14 protein-coding genes are annotated in these 17,512 nt (G+C 48.4%); 8 read left to right on the forward strand and 6 right to left on the reverse strand.

The window, feature by feature from the left end:
• Positions 1 to 55: 55 nt before the first annotated feature.
• The 5 genes from DESPCE1_RS0102485 (at position 56) to DESPCE1_RS0102505 (ending at position 6,231) form a co-directional block, all read left to right on the forward strand.
• Positions 56 to 1,678: a helix-turn-helix domain-containing protein gene (locus DESPCE1_RS0102485; protein ID WP_028305428.1), complete on the forward strand. Its 1,623-nt coding sequence runs from the start codon at positions 56 to 58 to the stop codon at positions 1,676 to 1,678.
• 203 nt (positions 1,679 to 1,881) lie between these two features.
• Positions 1,882 to 2,538: a molecular chaperone gene (locus DESPCE1_RS0102490; protein WP_019849343.1), complete on the forward strand. Its 657-nt coding sequence runs from the start codon at positions 1,882 to 1,884 to the stop codon at positions 2,536 to 2,538.
• A 56-nt stretch (positions 2,539 to 2,594) separates the two neighbouring features.
• Positions 2,595 to 4,793: a molybdopterin-dependent oxidoreductase gene (locus DESPCE1_RS0102495; RefSeq protein ID WP_019849344.1), complete on the forward strand. Its 2,199-nt coding sequence runs from the start codon at positions 2,595 to 2,597 to the stop codon at positions 4,791 to 4,793.
• A 14-nt stretch (positions 4,794 to 4,807) separates the two neighbouring features.
• The gene (locus DESPCE1_RS0102500) at positions 4,808 to 5,377 is read left to right on the forward strand and encodes a 4Fe-4S dicluster domain-containing protein (protein WP_014792456.1); all 570 of its coding nucleotides are present in this window, start codon (positions 4,808 to 4,810) and stop codon (positions 5,375 to 5,377) included.
• On the forward strand, positions 5,377 to 6,231 hold the full coding sequence (locus DESPCE1_RS0102505; protein ID WP_019849345.1) for a DmsC/YnfH family molybdoenzyme membrane anchor subunit: 855 nt from the start codon (positions 5,377 to 5,379) through the stop codon (positions 6,229 to 6,231). The genes DESPCE1_RS0102500 and DESPCE1_RS0102505 overlap by 1 nt, the downstream gene beginning before the upstream one ends.
• Before the next feature lie 72 nt (positions 6,232 to 6,303).
• Here DESPCE1_RS0102505 and DESPCE1_RS0102510 read toward each other — a convergent pair whose 3' ends face one another.
• The 4 genes from DESPCE1_RS0102510 to DESPCE1_RS0102525 all read right to left on the reverse strand — a co-directional run bounded on the left by DESPCE1_RS0102510 (position 6,304) and on the right by DESPCE1_RS0102525 (position 11,898).
• Positions 6,304 to 7,566: a DUF3999 family protein gene (locus tag DESPCE1_RS0102510; protein WP_019849346.1), complete on the reverse strand. Its 1,263-nt coding sequence runs from the start codon at positions 7,564 to 7,566 to the stop codon at positions 6,304 to 6,306.
• On the reverse strand, positions 7,559 to 9,358 hold the full coding sequence (locus DESPCE1_RS0102515; RefSeq protein ID WP_019849347.1) for a DUF2339 domain-containing protein: 1,800 nt from the start codon (positions 9,356 to 9,358) through the stop codon (positions 7,559 to 7,561). The genes DESPCE1_RS0102510 and DESPCE1_RS0102515 overlap by 8 nt, the downstream gene beginning before the upstream one ends.
• Before the next feature lie 126 nt (positions 9,359 to 9,484).
• On the reverse strand, positions 9,485 to 10,699 hold the full coding sequence (locus tag DESPCE1_RS0102520) for an MFS transporter (protein ID WP_019849348.1): 1,215 nt from the start codon (positions 10,697 to 10,699) through the stop codon (positions 9,485 to 9,487).
• A 56-nt stretch (positions 10,700 to 10,755) separates the two neighbouring features.
• Positions 10,756 to 11,898 (reverse strand): winged helix-turn-helix domain-containing protein, encoded by a 1,143-nt coding sequence (locus tag DESPCE1_RS0102525; protein WP_019849349.1) that lies wholly within the window; start codon positions 11,896 to 11,898, stop codon positions 10,756 to 10,758.
• 210 nt (positions 11,899 to 12,108) lie between these two features.
• Between DESPCE1_RS0102525 and DESPCE1_RS0102530 the strand changes: the two genes are divergently transcribed.
• Together DESPCE1_RS0102530 and DESPCE1_RS0102535 are read left to right on the forward strand one after the other, a co-directional pair.
• Positions 12,109 to 14,181, forward strand: coding sequence for a molybdopterin-dependent oxidoreductase (locus tag DESPCE1_RS0102530; RefSeq protein WP_019849350.1), 2,073 nt, complete (start codon positions 12,109 to 12,111; stop codon positions 14,179 to 14,181).
• 11 nt (positions 14,182 to 14,192) lie between these two features.
• A complete protein-coding gene (locus DESPCE1_RS0102535) occupies positions 14,193 to 14,750 on the forward strand; it encodes a 4Fe-4S dicluster domain-containing protein (protein ID WP_019849351.1) in 558 nt (185 codons plus the stop codon).
• A 185-nt stretch (positions 14,751 to 14,935) separates the two neighbouring features.
• On the opposite strand, the gene DESPCE1_RS0102540 is transcribed toward DESPCE1_RS0102535, so the two are convergent.
• Positions 14,936 to 16,213, reverse strand: coding sequence for a hypothetical protein (locus tag DESPCE1_RS0102540; RefSeq protein ID WP_019849352.1), 1,278 nt, complete (start codon positions 16,211 to 16,213; stop codon positions 14,936 to 14,938).
• Positions 16,200 to 16,691, reverse strand: coding sequence for an RNA polymerase sigma factor (locus DESPCE1_RS0102545; protein ID WP_019849353.1), 492 nt, complete (start codon positions 16,689 to 16,691; stop codon positions 16,200 to 16,202). The genes DESPCE1_RS0102540 and DESPCE1_RS0102545 overlap by 14 nt, the downstream gene beginning before the upstream one ends.
• A 194-nt stretch (positions 16,692 to 16,885) precedes the next feature.
• Between DESPCE1_RS0102545 and DESPCE1_RS0102550 the strand changes: the two genes are divergently transcribed.
• Complete coding sequence (locus DESPCE1_RS0102550; RefSeq protein ID WP_028305429.1) at positions 16,886 to 17,248, forward strand: hypothetical protein; 363 nt, start codon at positions 16,886 to 16,888, stop codon at positions 17,246 to 17,248.
• Positions 17,249 to 17,512: the final 264 nt, after the last annotated feature.

Here is a 17,512-nt window from a genome sequence, read left to right on the forward strand (position 1 = left end):
GAAAGAAGCAGGAATTATGGAACGAAAGGAGAAAGCTTAAGCGAATACGATTAAAATGCTGCGTAGGAAGGTGAGGGGCTTGGATCATCGTTTGCCTGAGGGAGTGACCCTGGGGCGTTTTCTTGAACAGCAGAAGCTGGAACCTCTTCGTGAAGATCCCCTTTTTCAGGAAGAGATGCTGACCCAGGCGATCCAAACGTTGTCCTTTGGGGACCAAGAGGGTCGGCCCTCAGGCAAGTCTTTGAGCCTGCCCTTAGTCGGTATGCATGTGAACCTGGAGTATCAGGGGAAATACCTTCGTCTTTGTATAACAGAAGGTAAGGAAAAGACACAGTGTACTCAGGGCAGCTTTATCTGCGCACTCTCTGCCACCTGGGAGGACTTCTGCGCCCAGGCGACGGACTGGGTGGGGCGGGAAAAAGGAAGAATTCTTGGTACCTGTGAAGCCTTCACAAGGGATTTAACTGAGCAGATTACCCAGGGATACGGGCTGAGTATTCTTGCAGAACTCAGAAAAACTCTGGGAATCGACCTCTTTCTTTTGGATAAACACTTTAAGGTATTGTCCTGGGAAGGAGGGGAATGCCTTCCCGTTCATCCCATTTCTTTTGTGACGCCGAAGCTGTCCCATTTCAAATCCATGGATTTAACGATGGAGACCCCATTGGGCATAGGAAAATGGAACGACTCCCAGTATAAGGACATCCCTTTAAGCTGGTATCCTCTGGCAGGCCATCAGGGGGTGTTGGGATACATCGGTTTGGGAATTGAGCATGGGGAACTGGACCCTGTGGGGAGGTTGTTCCTCTATAAGACAGCGGTTCTCCTTTACTTTGAGCTGGCTAAAGCCCAATCCGTGGAGGATACGGAGCGGCAGCACTATCGGGATTTTCTCTTTGACCTGCTCTACAATAATTTCGATTCCCTGGAAGTAGTGCAATCAAGGGGCAAGCTTTGGGGCATGGATCTGACCAAGCCTCATCTGGTGATCGTAGGGGAGATTCCCGGCTACGACCCGGACTCGGCGGACCAGCTGGCTTTTCAGGAACTTTTGGATGCAGTGTCCATGGTACTGCGGAATCAGCCCCGGACCATCTTCCTGGAACGCAATGATCAGATCGTCCTTCTTTATCCCTTGGAAGGGATGATTCCCCTCAGTCAATGGGAGGCCACAGCCAAAAAACTTCTCAGCCCCCTCTTGATCTTACTGGAAGGCCTGAATGAGGAGCGGTCCATGATGTTTGGGGTGGGCAATCTTTATCCTTCCACCCGCTTTATCCACCGTAGTTTTCAGGAGGCTAAATCAGCATTGGAGCTGGGGCAATTGTTTAATCTCCAGGAGCGGGTGATTCTGTTTCAGGATTTGGGGGTCATGCGGCTTTTGCTCAAGCTTGAGCAGCAGGAGCTGGAGGATTTTCGCAATGAGGTCTTAGGGCCTTTGCTTAAATTCGACCAGGAGAATAATCTGCACCTGGAGGAGACCTTGCTGGCTTATCTGGCTTCGGACGGCGACTTGAATCAAGCGGGAGACCGGCTCTTTCTCCACCCCAATACTCTGCGCTATCGTTTGAAGAAGGCCGCCGAGGTCCTGGATCGGGATCTGAGCAGCCTGGAAACCCGGATGAATTTGTTTATCGCCTTAAAAATAGGCCGGCTTAAGTCCTTGTGGCAGGAATAAACCGTTCTGTTAAAATCTCTCCCTTCAAAAGAGTCTAAAAAGTTCGACAAAGTATTACCCTTGCACCTTATGGGAGGCAAGGGTTTTGTTTTTTGTTACGAAGGAAGTGTTAAATTTTCATGAAGTTCTATAAAGGCAAACAAGTAAAGTGGAGTTAGGAAAAAGAAATAATTCACTAAACCAAGAATGAGGGAGGGATTTCAATGGCAGAGCTGATGTGTCCCCTTGCAGGAACGGCACGCACCCGGAATCTTGCTATCCGAGTCGAGACACTGATGGCTCTCAGCCGGGTTTTCTCCGCAGGGGGAGAGAAGCTCGAGCAGACCCTGGCAGGGTTAATTGAAGCCTATAGGAAGTGGTTAAAGGAAAAGGCAGGGGATCAGAAGGAGGATCGGGAGCTGCTTGATCAGCTGCTCAAGGTCCACGCAGAAGATGATAAAAAGAGATGGGTCTACGAATTTAATCGGCTGTTCATAGGGCCCCAGTCCCCTCCGGCACCCCCTTATGAGTCGGTGTACCGCCATGGAGAAAGGCAAGTGATGCAGGAATCCACCCTGGATGTCCGCCGCTGGTACCGCTCCCAGGGCCTGTCCTTGGCAGGTCAAAGCAACGAACCGGATGATTTCATCGCCACAGAACTGGAATTTGCCGCTTATCTCCTGACTCAGGCTTTAAAACGTGAACAGAGAAACCAACCCAAAAAAGCCGAAGCCTTTATCGAGAATTACAATGCTTTTTGTCAGGAGCATCTTGCCGCTTGGCTTCCCGGTTTTGTCAAGGCCCTATCCGCCTCAGCCAGAGAGCCCTTCTACCTTGCTTTGGGAGAGATCATGCAGCGGGTTGTGGTACCTGTTCGGTGAGATTTATTCCAATATCCAATCCTACACATGGAGTTGCACAAAAAAGGAGGTAAATTATGAAGATCACTCGACGTCAATTTATCGGGGGTACTGCAGCAGTCACCGCCGGGGCCGGGTTGTTCGGTTTTAACATGCTGGCTAAATCGGATTTCGTGAATGCTGCCGGGGCTGAAGCAGGAGTTAAGACCTTCCGCAATGTCTGTCCCCGCAACTGTTATGACACCTGCGCCCAGATCTCCTTTGTAGAAGACGGGGTTCTAAAAAAAGTAGAGGGAGATCCCAAGAGTACCTATACCAATGGTAAGCTTTGTCTTAAAGGGTATAACTATACCCGCCGGGTGTATAGTCCGGATCGGATCAAGTATCCCATGAAGCAAGTGCCCCGGGGCTCAGGGAACTGGGAGAAGATCACTTGGGATGAAGCTATGAATACCATTGCCGGGAAGATCCTGGATTTGAAAAAGCGTTACGGTTCAACCCTCCCTATCTGTATGGATAAATACTCCGGAAACTTTGGCATTACCCACTATGGCATTGAAGGAACCATGTCCAGTATTGGTTACACTACAAGAGCAGTGGGAACTCCTTGTTGGCCGGCAGGTATCGATTCCCAAACCTACGACTTCGGTACCATTGTCAATAATGACCCCGAAGATATGGCCAATGCTAATTACATCGTCCTTTGGGGATCAAACTGTGCTTGGACTGGTATTCACACCCTGCCCTTCATTATGAAAGCCAAGGAGCGGGGAGCTAAATTAGTTGTCATTGACCCGATTCTGACCTCAACTGCCTCCAAAGGGGATCTCTATATTCAGATCAAAAACAGTACCGATGGTGCCCTTGCCCTGGGCATGGCCCGCTACATCCTAGATAATAACCTGGTGGATTGGGATTATGTCAAAGCGAACAGCATTGGTTTCGATGAGTGGGCAGATTATGTCAAGAAGAATATCACCCTGGACTGGGCTGCGGAAAAAACCGGTGTCCCCAAGGATGTGATCATTCAACTGGCCCATGAGTATGCTACTGCCAAACCGGCCTCCATCTGGGTGGGCTATGGTATGCAGCGGCACACCAATGGTGGGCAAAATGTTCGAATCATTGATGCTTTAGGTGTAATGACCGGTAATGTGGGCAAGTCCGGCGGCGGCGTCAACTACGCACATCTGGAGACCTGGGGCTTCAACTATCATGCCATGGTCATGCCTGCGCCGGAAGGTTCAGTGGGGATGCCAGGGGCTGACGGAACCTATACGGATCGCGCCGTTAACATGAATAACTTTGCTGCCGACGTCCAAGCCTTAACCGATCCCCCGGTAAAAATGCTCTGGTTCGCCTGTCGGAACTCCGTTTCCCAAGACCCGGATACCAATGACATTATTAAGATGTTTAACTCCATGGAACTGGTGGTCACTGTAGATTCCTTCTTTAATCAGAATGTGGAGTTATCCGATATCGTCCTGCCCGCCACTACTCACTTTGAGGACTGGGATGTTATGGCCAGTTACTGGCACCACTGGGTAGGCATCAATCAACGGGCTATTGAACCTATGTATGAGAGCAAGAGCGATGTGGAAATCGCCATGGCCTTGTCCAAAGCCATGAATGCCTTAGAGCCTGGATCCTGTACCTACCCCACAGAGGGTGATCCCGAAGAATGGACAGCAAAAGAATTCAATGACGGAATTCATGCCCTCTTAGGAATTTCCAGTTATAAAGAATTGCTGGATGGTCCACGCAAAGCGAATAGTCTCACGGTCGCTTGGGCTGATGGCAACTTCCGTACACCCTCGAAGAAAATCGAGATTCATAGCGAATTGGCAGCCGGTAACGGCCTCCCTGCTATCCCCATTTGGGTGGAAGAAATGAAAGCCCCTGTCCAATACCCAATCCGCTTTATGACACCCCATCCTCAGCATGGAATCCACTCACAATTCCAAAACCTTGACTGGATGATGGCGGCCAACCCTGAACCCGTTGTCGAGATTCATCCTGAGCTTGCTGCTAAACATGGTATTGCCGAGGGAGATAAGGTGAGGATTTACAATGACATAGGAGAAGTGACGATTAAAGCACACCTGACCAGGACCACCTCTCCCGATGTCATCGTCAGCTATGAGGCTTGGTACAAAGATTCCAAGTTCAATGTGAACTATACCGTGAAAGCTATTCCTGCTGATATGGGTAAACAAGCCACAGGGATGGATGGTATTGCCTTCCACGATAACTTTGTAGCCATCGAAAAGGCGTAAGGAGGGGATGAAGCATGAGTAAGCAATTAGGTTTCTTGCATAATTCGGAAAAATGTGTCGGCTGCAGGGGCTGTGAAATGGCCTGCAAGAATGAATATCAAAGCGATGCCTCGGTCCGTTGGCGTCAGGTCTATCAGCTTCGGGAAAAGGATTTTTCCCTCCCCACCCGGATGTTTATCTCTGTGGGCTGCAACCATTGCGAAAGCCCGGAATGCTTGAGGGTCTGCCCAGTCAGGGCTTATACCAAACGGGAGGATGGCATTGTCATCCATGATCAGGAGCGCTGCATCGGCTGCAAGCTCTGTACCATGGCTTGCCCCTATGACCGTCCCCAATTCAACACCACAGTGAAAAAAGTAGAAAAATGCAATCTTTGTTATCAGCGCCTGGATCAGGGGGAGCAGCCGGCCTGTGTGGCTGCCTGTATCCCCGAGGCTTTACAGATGGTGGAGATTACCGATGAACTGGATTTAAAGACCGGCGTTCTGACCACCTTGCCGGGAATGCCTGATCCGGCAGTCACCCATCCGTCCATACGGTTTATCGGCCCGAAACAAGGGAAGCAAATAAGGAGGGATGTATAATGGGACATTGGGAATGGCCGTTAGTGCTCTTTACCGTTCTTGGTCAAACATCCGTGGGAATCATCTTCTGTCTCTGGCTGCTGGAAAGAAAACGGGGTAAACAGGCTGTCCCGGCCAGCCCTGAGTATCAAAGTTTTATCCAAAGCTCCGTCCTGGTCTCAGGGGTGCTCCTGGCGGCAGCGATGATCGCCTCCCTCTTCCACTTAGGACATCCCTTGGCCGCTTATCGGGCTTTAACCCATCTGGGCACCTCCTGGTTAAGCCGGGAAATCCTTCTCTTCGTCTTTACCTTTGGAGCCTGGGCTTATCTGGCCCTCCTCTCCAGAAAGCCGGGGAGCAAGCTCACCGGAATTTTAGCCCTTACTTCGGTCCTGGGCTTTCTGGGTATTATCAGCAGTGCCTTGATTTACACCCTGCCCCGGGTTCCTGCCTGGAATAACTTGGGACCGACGATCTTCTTCCTGATGACCGGCATTATCCTGGGTACCCTGGTCACTGCAGTTTTAGGCCGCAAGGCATTGGCTGCAGGGGAGATGAAGCAGATTCTCAGCATCGCTTTGGGCAGTGTCATCGTCAGCGCCATCCTCTATCTCCTCTACTTCTCACTCCTAGAGGCCACTCCCGAGGGAGCGACCACAGCCCAAGTTCTTCTCACCAGCCCTGTATTCTGGCTGAGAGCGGTAGCCGGCTGGATTCTCCCCATCCTCCTCATCCTCAATGCTATAAGCAAAAAAGCAAATCCTCAATCCCAACTCATCCTCCTCGCCCTCACCTGCGGTGTAGTAGGAGAACTTCTAGGCAGAGGACTCTTCTATGCCAGTGCTGTGGGAATACACATTACAGCGTTAATGTAACCCTTATAAAGCCCTGGACCCATACCGTTGATACGGAGGGTCCGGGGTGTTTTTTGCTTTAGCGGTATAGGATCATTCCGAAGAGATCTTACGGATACTGCGGACGATGATGATTAGGAGAGAGACTACGACGATGACCAAAATCCCCTGCAGCAGCCAAGAATTTCTTTCCGTCCAGGGGCGAATGTCTTTAAACTGGTAAGCATCGTTTTCTGTTGCAGCTCCCAGGGAAGCTAGAGGAATTTTTGAAAAGTCCATATTACCCTTGAATTTTTCTATATCATAAATAGGGGCTTGAATCTGATGATTTCCCCAGTAGAGTGAGGTTTCCTTTGTTGGATTGACTGGAAAAACTAGTAACGGATTTGTGCCACTCATGCGTATTCTCCGGATGTCTAATGGGGCATTATCCTGATTGATAATTTTCAGTTTAAGATAACGGACATTTGAGTTGAGCTTGAGCATACTTTGCTTAGCTGTTAATTTATCCAGCTGATAGGAAAAGAGTTCACCCTGGGCAAGCTGATCCCAGTCCTTATTGTTGTCACTGGCATAGATCTCCGCTCTGCGATTAAAATTCACGGCATCGGTGATGATTTCTAATTCTTCCACGGGAAGATGGCTTTGATGCAAATCAAACGTGTATTCCTGAACGCCATCATTATTGCTCTGAGCGAGCATGGAAAAGGATCGTTCAGTTGCGTTCAGTGCAACAGCTTGGTTTTGAAGAGAAAGACTAACACCGTCACAATGGAAGTCTCCTTTTCCATCATTATTAATGATTAGTCGAAGATAGGGGAAATTCGTTTGGGGGAGATTGACTTCGAAGTGTCGGGACTTCTGTTCATCAGTCAGGTCAAAAATCGTGCTATTTTCGGTAAGCGTGATCCAATCCTGCTGATTATGGCTACCCTCAACGTTTACGCTGCGGATAAAATTTTTAGCTGAGGTGATGATTGCCAATTGTTTGATCCATTGGCCTGAAGGAACAAGCACTTCAAGTTGCAGATTTCCTTGGGCGTCTTTTCCTTGATTGAGGATTTTTGCACGTTCAACTTGGGTAGCGATGTCAAAATCTCGTTCAGTAACGAGTGCATAGGGAATCTCTTCATTGCCGTTATAGAGGCGTAAATCTAGAGATCCAATCTCAGTTTGTCCGAGAACTTCGTCGGTCAGTTCAAGAAGATTATAGGAAGCGGCAGTCGAATTAACAGTGACTGGAGCACGATAGCGAAAGTCACTGATCGCAGCATATGCCGGAATGGGGAAGATTATGGACAAGATCATCATACACAGCGAAAAGCTGGCCAGAATATGCGGGATGGATTTACTCAAAATCATCATCTCCCACGATCAGATTTTTATAACGGTGGTAGATCCAGGATATAGCCAGCAAGATGATGCCCAATCCCATAAACGAAAGGATCCGATAGGGCGTGGAAAGGTTAGAAAGATCGTAAAGAAATACCTTGAAAATTACGATACCCAAGAAGCCCAACCCGAACCAACGAATCCCTTTTAGGCGGCGCCAGAATCCCAAAACGATCAGTATCGCAGCATGCAAGCCCCAAACAAGCGACAGGATCAAGTTCTGAGAACTGTCCAATTGGGAGTAATCCGCATCGCTATTCAAAGACCAGAGATAATCATAATAGGCATTGATCTCCAGAGTTAAGAAGATAATAATCAGCAGGTTAAGCGCAACTTGGAGACTGAGGAGGAAAATAGAATTCACCTTTGCCTCGAATTTACGGGTGTGTCGGTAAAAAAGCCATACAATGGAGGCCGTAGCGATGATAACAAAAAGAAACGCAACCGCAGCCTTATTTAAGAAGACCCATAACTCCTCACCCGTAATCGTAAAGGGATATGTGAACAAAGAAATAATTGCGAATGTCAGGATCAAAAAACCGGCCAGTGGGATCTTCTGAGGATTGATCTTAAGATTGAGATAGAAAATGATCACGGCTTCCAGTGCCCACGATATAGTGACCCAATAGCCGTCTAATTGCAAGGGGATTGCCAGGGTAATGAAACCGGCAGCAAGTGCTAATAGTGTCAGGCTTAAGCTTCGGGTTCCGGGATACCGCCGGTAAATGAGTACGCCCATGATTAGGTAGATTAGCCCCAGGAAAACTGCCCAGAATCCGATCCAGCCTTCAATATGGTCTACCAACAGTTGATATGATAATGAGAAATAGGCGATGGCATTAAGGAGAATTAGGCTGATGTCCGCCCAGAGAAAGGATTCCTTTAAGCGGATATTTCGAGTAAAGCTAATGGCTAAGTAAATCAGGAAAAACAAGGTAAGATAGCTGAAAGAGAGCGTATTGAAGCGCAGGGGATTAAAGGCTTCAGGACTGCTGATGTGTCCGGCAATAAAGGACATATAGGAGAATAGAAAGGTAAGGTAATTAAAAATTGGCCATTTTTTAAAATAGGCAACCAATAGAACCCCGGCATCAAGAATGGCAACATAAGTGAAAAGAACAACCTGACTGATTTGACCTGTACTTAATAAGAACGGTGTGGCAAAGCCTCCGACAATACCGATGATGCCGACGGCAGGGGAATCGTACCGGATAGAAAGCAAGGAAGCGGTTAGCGTGATTAAAATCATCAAGACAAAAGCAACAGGTTGGGAAATTAAATGATAAAAAACAAATGCTGAGAAGATAGAGAAGTAGAGGATGGCGATGCCTCCGCCAGTGAACCCTTGACCATAGATAACGAACTTTTTGCGTTGAAAATATTCGCCGGTTCCGAGGAAGCCTAAACCAATAACAAGACCGATGACGATGCGGCCCAACTCGCCGATAAAGTGGTTATCAAAGGACCATTTGAGAAAGAATGCAACAGCCAACATGATTGCCAGGATTCCTAACCGGTTAAACCAGGTGCCAGCAAGTTTTTCCTCACTCATACCTTTTAGACTCGTTTTTTTGGGAGGGAGAGAGGGTCTCATGGGCGGTCGTTCGTTTTGACCTTCTATGGGCAGCTCTCTTTGTGGTAAAACGGGCTGTTTTAAAGCGGACGGTCCAGATACTCCTGCTTGTTTCTCAAGAAAGGCAACCCGGTCTTTTAATTCCTGAAGTTCTGCTTGCAATTCCCTTAATTGTTGGTTCATAGCGCTCCCCCCTTTTTATCTATTAATTTTAATTGAGAAAGAAGTATATATATGGAAATTATACACCTAAAAAGTGAAAAATTATATTGAAAAATATTTATCGAGGATGAAAAAATGGACCCTATCCTATTTGCAACCCATATAGATCAACCGGTAAAGTAAAGCTAACCCGCACATAAGAGTGCCCGCGGATAAAAACACCCCTCCAAGAGTGATTAATGGAACTGCCATAGCACCTAATATCGGGGCAATCAACATAGAGACTGTCTGCAGGGCGTTAGCTAAAGCCGACACAGGTCCTACGGTATCATCGGTCGTTTCGGTTTGCAAAATATATCCAAAAGCCACAGCAGTCTGAGCGCTGCATAGTCCTATCAACACACATAAGACAACCCAAAACCACAGAGTGCCAGGGAGTGTCCCCCAAGCTTTAAGACCGACAAAGGCAAGAAGCAGGCCTGATGTCATTCCCGCCAAAGTCATACGAGATAAAGGATCTTTTTCCCAACCTCTCCACTGTCCGGCACATAGTGCGCCGATCACACTGCCCATGCCGACAGAACCAAGGAGTAATCCGAATTGACCTTCTGTTAGCCCGGCAGCTTTCGTCAAAATGATGAATAATCCATCATACAAAAAGATTAAGAAGAAACTTGCAGCAGTATAGAGGATTCCGGACTTTAACAAAGGCCGACAAGTGATATGGTTCCACGCTTCACGCAGGTCTTTCTTTTGTCTTTGATTTGTTTCCTCCGGCACACCCCATTGAGGCAATCCGCACAACAGTAAGGCCGAAAAAGCATAGAAGCTTGCCCCAACGATGAAAGCTGACTCAGCCCCGAACCAACCAATCAGTGTTCCTCCCGCTATGGGAGCAAGAACTTTCGAAGAGTTTACGGAAAGCTGACTTAGGGAAATAGACTTTGCAAGTAGTCCCGGCTCCACTAAACCTTTAATGGCACCTTGACGAACGGGGTCGAAGACTGCGCTTATACTCATTTTTAAGAACACAAGAGTTAATAGAACGTTAAGAGAGGGTGCCCATATCATTCCAAAGACAATCCCAGCCCGCAGCAAGTCGCATACGACTAAGACATGCCTTCCGGGTAAACGTGCTATCCTTACACTTGACAGAGGACCGATAATAACCCACGGCAGCCCCATACAGATCGATAAGGCAGCAATAGCCGCGGAACCATAACCCCAGGTGTAAATAATAAGAGTACTCAAAGCAATAAAGTCCAGCCAATTGGCAAGGTCTGAGAGTACTTGTCCGCCTATTAATCGGCGAAAACCTCGAATGCACAGTGGACTGCTAAACGGCTGTTCAATGATACTCACGAAAAAACCTCCAATAGTTCTTTCTTTCAAAGTAACAAAACTTTGTCAGAAGAATATCAGAGGTGTATTAAATGCTTTTGCAGCAGCTCATTTATTTTTTCTTTGCTTTGAGCAAGCCCAATGCGGCGAGACAGTTGGTTCCACTGGTTGTCATAACGCCCCGATAGAGTCTCCCACTCGAACTTTTTTGCAAAATACCTCACGGTACTTATGCCTCTGATCAAATGAGGCAAAAAGTGCGATTCGGTTAGAAGTGAATGACCCAGTTCAATAAAGGACAGTGCATCATGGGGAAGTACCCTGTTGAGGGCGATACCTTTTAGTATGTTGAATTGACCTTGCTCCCGCTGGTAAGGATATTGGTGTAGCAGGTTTTCCGCATCCTTTATATCAATCGTGAGGTTTTCCCAGTCCCCAATATGTAGATCATATTCAATTTTTAAGTTGGCAACGTAGGGTATCAGGCCATCCCAACCTTGGCGTGATACTTCGGCCGATAAGAAGTCTAATTTAGCTTTGGCCTTATCGTAATCACCCCAATCCATCAGCATCGAAATGATAATTATATTCTCCAGCTCGTACTGCCATACGCTCGGAAGAAGTTCTTTCTGCAAAACAGCCTCCACATAGTGGCGATTCTCGTGGGGATCGAGGAGTTGATTCAAATAAAGTAAGTGAAAAGCTCGATCAGAAAAGGGGATGCGTTCATCTTCCACAAGGAAACGAACATCTCCCTCCAGTATGCGAATTAATATCTCAAAGGAAGTATCCCATGCTACACCGAGAGTTTCCTTGTGGCGGCGGAGCGCAAGAAGAGCATCGCCGCGGCCGAATTTTAAGTAGAGCTTACTGATTTTTTGCATCTCCTGCGTAAAAGCAGGGGCATGAAGTAAGAGATTATGCTCAGACTTTGGCTGCTCCGTGATTAAACGATAACCAACCCCTCGTACCGTTTCGATCCTAACCAAGGGGTGCCAAGGCGTTATTTTTTTTCGAATACGATAGATATGATCATCAACAGTTCGATCAATGGGTGATTCTAAAGGCCATACAGCATCTAAGAGTTGATTTCGAGAAAATGTCTGCTGCAAGTGCTCGTACAGGTACTCCAAAAGAGCATATTCTTTGGGTAGTAAGGAAATTGAACGTCCGGCCCAAGTTACGGTCAATGATCCTTGATCAAAATCAATATGGTCCATCTTAAGCGTCCTCTATCTACGTATTAACCAATCTTCACTCCTATCCGTGATAAAAGCGTATAAAATAGTATATCATAAGTAGGAGCAAATAAGAGATTTGGTATTAAGTTAATGGTGACAGGATTAACACTTCCCATAAATAATAAGCAGGAAATCCCTCACCCTTAGCGAAATTATGGTTGACGAGATACTTGGCAAGGGGGGATCAGCATGGACACCTTATATCACCATATTTGTCCCCGGAATTGTTACGATACCTGCAGTATCATCAGCACGACCCGCAATGGCAGACTGGTATCCATTGAGGGTAATCCTTCCCAGGGTTATACCCGCGGCAAGCTCTGCCCAAAGGTTATGGATGAGATCCATAAAGTTTACAGCCCTCACCGGGTCAAATATCCCATGCGTCAGCGCAAAAGGTTCTCGGGCCAATGGGAACGGATCAGCTGGAATGAAGCCTTGGATATCATCAGTCGGCAAATAGTTTCCATCAAAGAAAAATACAGGACCACTCTTCCCATAGCCCATAACAAATACTCCGGCAATTTCGGAATCATGCACAATGCCTTAGAGGCCTTTATGACAGGTCTTGGGCCTACGACCCGAGCCGTGGGCTCTCCTTGCTGGTCGGCAGGGGTAGAGGCTCAGGTCTTCGATTTCGGGGCTTTTTTTTGCTCCGACCCTCTGGATATGGAGAAGGCTAAACTCATCTGGATCTGGGGAGCCAATCCCGCCTGGAATGCCGCTCATCAAATGCCGATCATTTTTCGGGCTATGGATCACGGGGCCAAGGTCATTTGTCTGGATACTCATTTTTCAGCTACGGCTGCCCGGGTTCATCAATTTGTGCGGGTGAATCCAGGTACGGATGGGCTCTTAGCCTTAGGCTTGGCAAAAATCATCGTGGACCATCAGCTCACAGACCCGGAGCTGCCGAACTATTCTTTGGGGCATGAAGAATTCATGGATTACCTGAAGCTGAAGGTTGATCTCCAGGAATGCTCGGAAGTGACGGGGGTTTCCATAGATACTATGAAAGAACTGGCCTTGGAGTATGGGGCCACGAAGCCGGCCTGTATCTGGGCAGGCTTTGGCCTTCAGCGTTATACCAACGGGGGGCAGAATCTGAGAGCCATCGATGCCTTAGGTGCCCTGACCGGGAATATCGGCCGGCCTGGCGGAGGAGTTCAGTATGGGCATTTTGAAACCTGGCGTTTTTCCGGGCCCTTAGCTCATTCCCAATGCGGCTATGCTCAGGACCGGGAGCTGGATATTAATCAGTTTCCTCAGCTGGCCTTAGAGGCCAATCCCCCTGTGAAAATGCTCTGGATCGCCAGCCGTAACCCTTTTCAGCAGGATGCCAATCATGCCGAGTGGCAAAGACTCAGCGAGACCCTGGAGCTCATCGTGGTTAGTGACCTCTTTCACACTCGGTCCTCCGCTGCCGCAGACCTCTTTCTCCCTGTGACCACCCATTATGAGCATTGGGATCTCCATGCCAGCTATTGGCATTATTATATCGGGATCAATGAACCGGCCATTGAACCGGTGGGAGAAGCCCGCTCCGATCTGCAGATTACCTGGGACCTGTCCAAACGCCTTAATCAGAGCTCGCCGGGAAGCTCGGCCTTTCCTACGGAAGGATCGGAAAAGGAGTGGGTCCTTGGTGCCATCGGGCCGGAGATGCTGGAGATACTGGGAATCCACTCGGCAGAGGACCTTCTTAAGGGCCCCAGACGAGTAAACTATTCCGGGACCGCCTGGCAGGAGCGGAAATTTCAAACTCCCTCGGGCAAATACGAGTTTTACTCGAAAAAAGCTCAGGAATGGGGCCTTCCTCCTTTGCCCATTTACCGCCCTTCACGCAAACCACCTGCGGAGACTCCTCTGCGTCTGCTTACACCTCATCATTTATCCGGGCTGAACTCCCAGGTGTATCTGTATTCCGAAGAGAGCAGCGGCGGCGCTGAAAGTCTTCGTGAGAACAACACCTTTCCGAAAGCCCGTCTCAACCCCAAAACCGCTGAAACCTATGGCCTGCACAGAGGGGATAAAGCCATCCTATGGAATCGGGGAGGGAGTCTCCCGGTCACTATAGAGCCGGACCCAAGCATCGGAACAGAAGTGATCGTGATCTACCAGGAGAACCGGGCCAATTTAAAGTCCCCCCATCTGAACCTGCTTAACCTTGGCGAGTTAACCGATATGGGGAAATATGCCACAGGGGCTTATGGATTGGCCTTGAACGAGACCTTTGTGGGAATCAGGAAAACCACCTCTTGAGGAGGGAAGATATGGCTAAGCAATTGGGTTTCTTTTTGGATGTGAACCGGTGTCTGGGGTGTGGGGCGTGCATCAAAGCCTGCGCTAATCATAACCGCTTACCCCCTTCCCTGACCTGGCGGAAATTGCGGCAGGTGGAGAATGCGGATTATGACCGGGGTCAGGTTTCCCGTTTCTTCCTCTCCACAGCCTGCAATCACTGCGCTAATCCTGAATGCATGCGGGTCTGCCCCTCCGGAGCTTATGCCAAGCGACGGGACGGCATCGTCCTTCATTTTCCGGATAAATGCGGTTCCTGCAGATCCTGTGTGGCCTCTTGTCCCTTTGGCGCTCCTCAGTTCAATCCTCAGACCGGTAAAGCCGGCAAGTGCCAGCTTTGTCATGAGCGGCTGGATAAAGGGAATAGTCCTTACTGTGTGCAGGCCTGCGTCACGGGAGCCTTGCAGCTAAGGGAAATCCAGGGGAATCCGACGGACAAGATTCTGCGCCTGACAGCTCCTTTGCCGACGTTGCGCTTAACCAAGCCCTCCACTTTTTATTACCCGCCAAGAGGGACGAAAATACTTTAGCATGATCGGCTAGTTAAGATCCCATTATGGTCAAAGCAAAAGCCCAGTCTTTGTAGAAAATTACAAAGAACTGGGCTATTTTTGTATAAAATTACAAAAGTCTTTCTTCTTGGTTTGTGGGCACAAGCTTTCCTAAGTATCTCCTTGATATTGTAACAAAGTGTACAAGGTGTTGTCAAGGGATATTACTTCCCAATCCCCTGCAGAATCTCAAATACAGCCTCCGGCGAAGCGCCTTTAACCCCGATCTCCACCAGGACATCCCCATACAACACACTGAAGCCCATCCGCTGACCCGGCTCATCCCCGGCATCGGCAACCTCATAGGCCCTTGCCCGTACTGTATCCAGAGTCACTTCATCCCTAAGGAAGATAGGGCTATCCACGATTTCTCTCAGCTCCTTAGGGATAGAATCAGCCCGGGGAATGGGATAGAGGGATAGGTCATAATTCTGTTTATGGGCAACCGATGTGATCCGCCCTTTATCCTTATCCTCCAGCAGGGAAACCCGCCAATCGATATAGCCCATACCTTTTGTCCAATGGACAAACAGAGCATCCTCTATCTGATTGATATGGCGCAGAGCATCCTCAAAAGCAAACCCTTCCGGCAGGGCCGCCGGCAGATAGACACCGAAATCTGCATCGGCCCGGGCTTCTTCCAGTGTGAGCCTCTCTTCCCGCAGTTCGGGCAGGACAGGATGCAGCACCGTAAGATCGGCCTTGCCTCCCTCGATCAGGAGCCCAATCTGCTCTGAGATTTCCTGCTTAAGATACTCCTTTTCAGTTTCCGGACCGCCAAGCTCGACATAGTAAGCCAGGTCGGAAAGCTTGAAGGAAGCAAAGTAGATGATGTTCCTCAGCCCCCGGCTGTTGGGCCGGGTCTCAAAATATCCCGCCGTAACCTCTGTTCCGAGGATATCGGAGGTTTTGGCTTCCACATCAAACACATAGTCAAGCTGCACATTGCCGGGGGCAAGCTGGATAGTGGTCTCAAGACCGGATGGGGACGTCACACGGGCGTCGATATTGAATAAAGTGGCCTCATGTCCATCACTTGAAAAATTTGCGGTTGCCGAGATAGTCCGGGTGTTTGTAAGGCCAGGGAAAACAGCATCAAGCTCGCCCGCAGTCAGCTCCTGCCAAAAATGACCGGGAATTGCGATATTGGATGCTGCAAGGTGGGCGCGGGATTGATTAAAGATTAATGGGTATTTGCTTAAGGTATCCCCGGACTGAGAAACCCCTGGATCATTCGGTCCCGGCGCTATAGGGTGCTCCATTAAGCGGGGGAGGGTAAACACACTGACCAGGACCAGAGCAAGACAAGCCAAAGCTGTGGCATAGCGCCTGATCCGAGGAGGCCGGTGTTGGGGCTGGGCCTTGCCGGCACAGGATATAAGTCTTTGGTGTAAGGTCTTAGAAACTTCAATGTTATTCATGTATTCCTTATAAGCTTTCATAATCGTCCTCCTTTAAAGAAAGCTTGAGCTTCTGACGAGCACGAGTCAGGTGGCTTCTTACGGTAGCTTCCTTTTGTCCGGTCAGATCAGAAATATCTTTAATGGAGTAATCCTCATAGTAGAACAAATGGATGACCGTGCGGTATTTGGAAGGTAAGGCCATGATCTGCTCCAGCAATTCATGCTGCTTTGGTTCTGAAGCAGGATAAGAGTTGAGAAAAGGCTCCCTTCGCCTGTGCCAAGGTGAGCGCAGACGGCTTTTGCACAAGTTTACGGTCACCCGCAGAAGCCACGCCTTTTCATGCTCCGCCGATTCAAATGGGGGAGCCTTCTCATAGGCGCGCAGGAACACCTCTTGCACGATGTCCTCGGCATCGGAGATGTTTCCTGTAATCGCCAGTGCCGTGCGGTAAAGTCTGTTTTCATGGGTGGTTACCAACACCTCAAAGTCCTCCGGCCGGGCAGACTTATAGGCCATTTCCTTCACCTCCTTCACCCTATATACGCTTTAGACGGGAAAAAGGCTGCAAATCATTCTTCAAAAATGGGAAAACCTTATTCAAAGGAGGCATGTGGCCTTTCCCAAAATCGATAAACGTAAAGAGGGAACTGCTGGGCTGTCTCGAATGTATAGTATCATGAAATACTATTGAATAGAGAAAGGATAGAAGGATGCCGAAGAAATATATGATGTTAAGACCTGAAGAAGAGGCTGCAGCGGAAAGGGAATCAACCCTCAAGGAGATGATTTGCTTCGGGGAGAACTCTAAGAATTATCGTTTTCCGGATATCGAGGTCAATGATGAGAACCAGGTCAAACTGCAGAAGCTGGTCGATGAATACAAGGTCCTGATAGAGCAGGAAGAGAACAAGGACCTGGATCTTAAGACGTTCTTTGCCGGGAAACACATCAATATCGAGCATGTGGATGAGTTTGAAGAGCCGCGGGATATGTTTGTTCTGTTGATCTACTTCAAAGAGGTCTGCAAGCTCACTGATTTTGAGCCTGTAGCCGTCATTGAGAAATTTGCCTGATCCTGGTTAGCAATGGATAAAAAAATAGAGGTTTAAGTATTTGAATATACCTAAACCTCCAGCGTACTGATCCTGAGCTCGCCTGTTTCGTGTTCTTTTAGCGGACTTTGGCTAACAGGAAGAAAGTCCTGCCGATCTAATCGAAAAGCCTCTGTTAGAGTAATTATCCGAATAGTCGATTACTGAATCTGAGATATAGTCTTCTAAACTGGAATTAAAGACAACGGTAATTCCCTGGGATTCGACGGAGATATCGTCTTGGTG

Source organism: Desulfitobacterium sp. PCE1 (assembly GCF_000384015.1).
GTDB lineage: Bacteria > Bacillota > Desulfitobacteriia > Desulfitobacteriales > Desulfitobacteriaceae > Desulfitobacterium > Desulfitobacterium dehalogenans.